Raw genomic sequence first — 5000 nt, 5'->3', positions numbered from 1 at the left:
GTTAATGCCTTCGCTTACGCTAAGCACCTTCCTTAACCTTCCAGCACCGGGCAGGTGTCAGACCCTATACAGCATCTTTCGATTTAGCAGAGTCCTGTGTTTTTGATAAACAGTCGCCTGGGCCTCTTCACTGCGGCCACCATTGCTGATGGCGTCTCTTCTTCCGAAGTTACGAGACTATTTTGCCTAGTTCCTTAGCCACGACTCACTCGAGCACCTTAGGATTCTCTCCTCGACTACCTGTGTCGGTTTTGGTACGGGTTGCTTCAATTCGGCTTTTCTTGGATCGGATTACACTACAGCAGCTTCGCCCGAAGGCTAGGCCTTGACTATTCCGTCAGTCTCCAGCAGCTACATCCAACCGTCCCCTTTATTCTTGAGCAAGTATGGGAATATTAACCCATTGTCCATCCACTACCCCTTTCGGGTTCGCGTTAGGTCCCGACTAACCCTCAGCTGATTAGCATGGCTGAGGAAACCTTAGTCTTTCGGTGAGGGGGTTTCTCGCCCCCTTTATCGTTACTTATGCCTACATTTTCTTTTCTGTCCGCTCCACAATACCTCACAGTACTGCTTCGGCGCAAACAGAATGCTCTCCTACCAGATGTATACTATACAAATCCATAGCTTCGGTAATATGTTTATGCCCGATTATTATCCATGCCGGACCGCTCGACTAGTGAGCTGTTACGCACTCTTTAAATGAATGGCTGCTTCCAAGCCAACATCCTAGCTGTCAATGCAGTCCAACCGCGTTGCTTCAACTTAACATATATTTGGGGACCTTAGCTGTTGGTCTGGGTTCTTTCCCTCTCGGACATGGACCTTAGCACCCATGCCCTCACTGCCGCACAACATTTATTAGCATTCGGAGTTTGTCAGGAATTGGTAGGCGGTGAAACCCCCGCATCCAATCAGTAGCTCTACCTCTAATAAACTTTTTGCGACGCTGCACCTAAATGCATTTCGGAGAGTACGAGCTATCTCCCAGTTTGATTGGCCTTTCACCCCTACCCACAGGTCATCCGAAGACTTTTCAACGTCAACCGGTTCGGTCCTCCACTCTGTGTTACCAGAGCTTCAACCTGCCCATGGGTAGATCACAAGGTTTCGCGTCTAATCCTACTAACTATTCGCCCTATTCAGACTCGCTTTCGCTCCGGCTCCGGTACTGAATACCTTAACCTCGCTAGTAAAATTAACTCGTAGGCTCATTATGCAAAAGGCACGCCGTCACAGCATTACGCTGCTCCGACCGCTTGTAGGCGTACGGTTTCAGGTTCTATTTCACCCTTCTATTCGAAGTGCTTTTCACCTTTCCTTCACAGTACTTGTTCACTATCGGTCTTTCAGGAGTATTTAGCCTTGGAGGATGGTCCCCCCATATTCAGACAGGATTTCACGTGTCCCGCCCTACTCATTTATCATCATTATATACCTTTCGAATACCGGGCTATCACCGTCTATGGCCGTTCTTTCCAGAACGTTCTTCTAAATATATAATGACTTTTGGGCTAATCCGCTTTCGCTCGCCACTACTTACGGAATCTCTTCGATTTCTTTTCCTCCGGGTACTTAGATGTTTCAGTTCTCCGGGTTTGCTCCTCTTGCGAGGTGACATATCTTCAATATGCCGGGTTGCCCCATTCGGATATCTGCGGATCTATTCGTGTGTGCCGATCCCCGCAGCTTTTCGCAGCTTACCACGTCCTTCGTCGCCTCTGAAAGCCTAGGCATCCGCCATACGCCCTTAACGATTTCTTTCCTATTTTTGGTTACTCAAGCGCTTTTATGCGCTCGGTTTTCTCTTTGTGATGTCTTTACCGTTAATGTCAATGATCTTAAATCTATTTCTGATTTAATTCGCAAATATTGTTTTTGGCTCTATTTGCCTATTTAAAACTAAACCATCTATGATGGTGGAGAATAAGGGAGTCGAACCCTTGACCTCCTGCGTGCAAGGCAGGCGCTCTAGCCAGCTGAGCTAATTCCCCCTCTAGGTGCTTCTTGCTTTTGGCTTATTGCTTTTGGCTAAATGCCAGTAGTCGGTCGCTATTTGCAAGCCGCTTTAATTAGTAGTCTCGGGCAGGCTCGAACTGCCGACCTCTACATTATCAGTGTAGCGCTCTAACCAGCTGAGCTACGAGACTGTCTTTTAGACTTTGAGTTCCAAGATGCTAGATACAAGACTTTCTATCGTCTTGGGTCTGGGCTCTGGGCTCTTGTATCTCTTCCCTGTACTAATTTCTAGTGGGTTTGTATGTATATATAACCAACCAAACAAAAAACTAAAGCTGAACTTTAAGTAAGTTCTTGTACTTATCAGTACTAATTTTGTTTAACGTTCTTCAACGCTCTAAAATGAGATGTTCCAGCCGCACCTTCCGGTACGGCTACCTTGTTACGACTTAGCCCTAGTTACCTGTTTTACCCTAGGCAGCTCCTGTTACGGTCACCGACTTCAGGTACCCCAGACTTCCATGGCTTGACGGGCGGTGTGTACAAGGCCCGGGAACGTATTCACCGCGCCATGGCTGATGCGCGATTACTAGCGATTCCAGCTTCATAGAGTCGAGTTGCAGACTCCAATCCGAACTGAGACCGGCTTTCGAGATTTGCATCACATCGCTGTGTAGCTGCCCTCTGTACCGGCCATTGTATTACGTGTGTGGCCCAAGGCGTAAGGGCCGTGATGATTTGACGTCATCCCCACCTTCCTCTCTACTTGCGTAGGCAGTCTCACTAGAGTCCCCAACTTAATGATGGCAACTAGTGACAGGGGTTGCGCTCGTTGCAGGACTTAACCTAACACCTCACGGCACGAGCTGACGACAACCATGCAGCACCTTGAAAATTGCCCGAAGGAAGGTCTATTTCTAAACCGATCAATTCCCATTTAAGCCTTGGTAAGGTTCCTCGCGTATCATCGAATTAAACCACATAATCCACCGCTTGTGCGGGCCCCCGTCAATTCCTTTGAGTTTCATTCTTGCGAACGTACTCCCCAGGTGGCTAACTTATCACTTTCGCTTAGTCTCTGAACCCGAAAGCCCAAAAACGAGTTAGCATCGTTTACGGCGTGGACTACCAGGGTATCTAATCCTGTTCGCTCCCCACGCTTTCGTCCATCAGCGTCAGTTGTTGCTTAGTAACCTGCCTTCGCAATTGGTGTTCTAAGTAATATCTATGCATTTCACCGCTACACTACTTATTCCAGCTACTTCAACAACACTCAAGACCTGCAGTATCAATGGCAGTTTCACAGTTAAGCTGCGAGATTTCACCACTGACTTACAGATCCGCCTACGGACCCTTTAAACCCAATAAATCCGGATAACGCTTGCACCCTCCGTATTACCGCGGCTGCTGGCACGGAGTTAGCCGGTGCTTATTCGTATAGTACCTTCAGCTACTCTCACGAGAGTAGGTTTATCCCTATACAAAAGAAGTTTACAACCCATAGGGCCGTCATCCTTCACGCGGGATGGCTGGATCAGGCTTGCACCCATTGTCCAATATTCCTCACTGCTGCCTCCCGTAGGAGTCTGGTCCGTGTCTCAGTACCAGTGTGGGGGATCACCCTCTCAGGCCCCCTAAAGATCGTAGACTTGGTGAGCCGTTACCTCACCAACTATCTAATCTTGCGCGTGCCCATCTCTATCCACCGGAGTTTTCAATTTAAAATGATGCCATTCTAAATATTATGGGGTATTAATCTTCCTTTCGAAAGGCTATCCCCCAGATAAAGGCAGGTTGCACACGTGTTCCGCACCCGTACGCCGCTCTCTCATTTCCGAAGAAACAATACCGCTCGGCTTGCATGTGTTAGGCCTCCCGCTAGCGTTCATCCTGAGCCAGGATCAAACTCTCCATTGTATGTTTGTCTTGACTCACTCAAAGTTTTAACGCTTTAGTTTTTCCTTACTTGGTTGTTATATTGTATGTCAATGATCTTTATATCTTTCGCTTTTTAACGAAGCTCTATTTCTGTCAGTTTCGCTTCGTATTTGCGGTTGCAAAAGTAAAACTTTATTTTTTAATGACCAAATCTTTTGAAGAAAAATTTAAAGTTTTTTTATTAACCTTAACCCCTTCCTAAAATTCAATCCTTACTCTCGTTTTCAGTGGGGCAAAGATAGCAACTTATTAACACCAAAAACAAATTTATTTAACATAAAGTTTAAACTCCATGAACATTGTGGATAACTAGTCTCCGTAACTCTCTTATTGATTGATCTTTATGAAAATACCAGAGTTATCCACAAAAGCGGATTTATTAAAGGGAAAGATTCTGATGATGACAGTAAAGCCATCCGAAGGGATCAATAATCATGAAAACAGTGAAGAGGAAAATGGTCAGCAGATGGATAATACGTAAGAAAAATAAATGATAGGAATGGATCATCTATATTTTTTACTCTTCAGTTCGGGGTAAGAATCTATGATGGGTGTACATTTAAAGCCGGGAACTGAAAAAGAAAGAAAGAAAGGAAGGAAGGAAGGAAAATCATGAAGGATAAAGTGAAAAAGTGATATTGGACTTTGATTAACCGCAAAGGGGGAACAAAGAAAATAACAGCGTAAGTGTTTTTTAAGGATAAACAGGTAAACTCAGCAAGGGTAATACAAGGAAATGTTTTCGGGATTGGTTTACGCTGAATGTTTTTAAAATGCCTGGGGAAGTCAAAGTCAGATAAAGGACAGGATCTTTCTTCTTAATTTAATTAGGCTGAATTCCTATTGAATAAGTATTGAATAAGGAAGCTAAGTATTCTGTATGGTCTTTACAGTTTTTATAGAGAAGAGAAGAGAAGGAAAAGGACCAGGACCAGGACCAGAAAATAAAATAATATAGAAAACTAATGGCTGATTGTTATTAACCGCAAAGAAAAACAAAGAGCAGGGATAGGGAGGATCATTGGTGTATAAATCAAAAAAAAAGTCTCACACATTGCTGTATGAGACTTTCTAATAATATAAAAACTGGCGGCGGCCTACTC

The 5000-nt window shown here is 44.9% G+C and carries 1 protein-coding gene, 2 tRNA genes and 2 rRNA genes (1 of these 5 running past the window's edge); 1 reads left to right on the top strand and 4 read right to left on the bottom strand.

All coding sequences use genetic code 11. The features are described from left to right. From AOB46_RS22310 to AOB46_RS22295, 4 genes are all read right to left on the bottom strand, one after another. A 23S ribosomal RNA gene (locus AOB46_RS22310) occupies positions 1–1764 on the bottom strand; it reaches 989 nt to the left of the window's first position. Between the two features lie 153 nt (positions 1765–1917). Further along, a tRNA-Ala gene (locus AOB46_RS22305) sits at positions 1918–1994 on the bottom strand. Between the two features lie 82 nt (positions 1995–2076). Continuing rightward, positions 2077–2150: transfer RNA gene (locus AOB46_RS22300), tRNA-Ile, on the bottom strand. A gap of 209 nt (positions 2151–2359) precedes the next feature. Beyond that, positions 2360–3876, bottom strand: a 16S ribosomal RNA gene (locus AOB46_RS22295). Together the 16S and 23S rRNA genes with 2 tRNA genes alongside form the textbook arrangement of a ribosomal RNA operon. A gap of 364 nt (positions 3877–4240) precedes the next feature. Here AOB46_RS22295 and AOB46_RS23515 point away from each other — a divergent pair. Then, the gene (locus AOB46_RS23515; RefSeq protein WP_157845096.1) at positions 4241–4378 is read left to right on the top strand and encodes a hypothetical protein; all 138 of its coding nucleotides are present in this window, start codon (positions 4241–4243) and stop codon (positions 4376–4378) included. Positions 4379–5000 lie beyond the last annotated feature (622 nt).

The organism is Chryseobacterium indologenes, from assembly GCF_001295265.1.
GTDB classification, from domain to species: domain Bacteria; phylum Bacteroidota; class Bacteroidia; order Flavobacteriales; family Weeksellaceae; genus Chryseobacterium; species Chryseobacterium indologenes_A.
The sequence above is the reverse complement of the archived record's forward strand: the minus strand, read 5'-3'. Positions and strand labels throughout refer to the sequence as shown.

What these genes read in the sequence shown, in the direction of transcription:
- AOB46_RS23515 (WP_157845096.1), top strand. Translation starts at nt 4,241, where the DNA reads ATGAAAATACCAGAGTTATCCACAAAAGCGGATTTATTAAAGGGAAAG.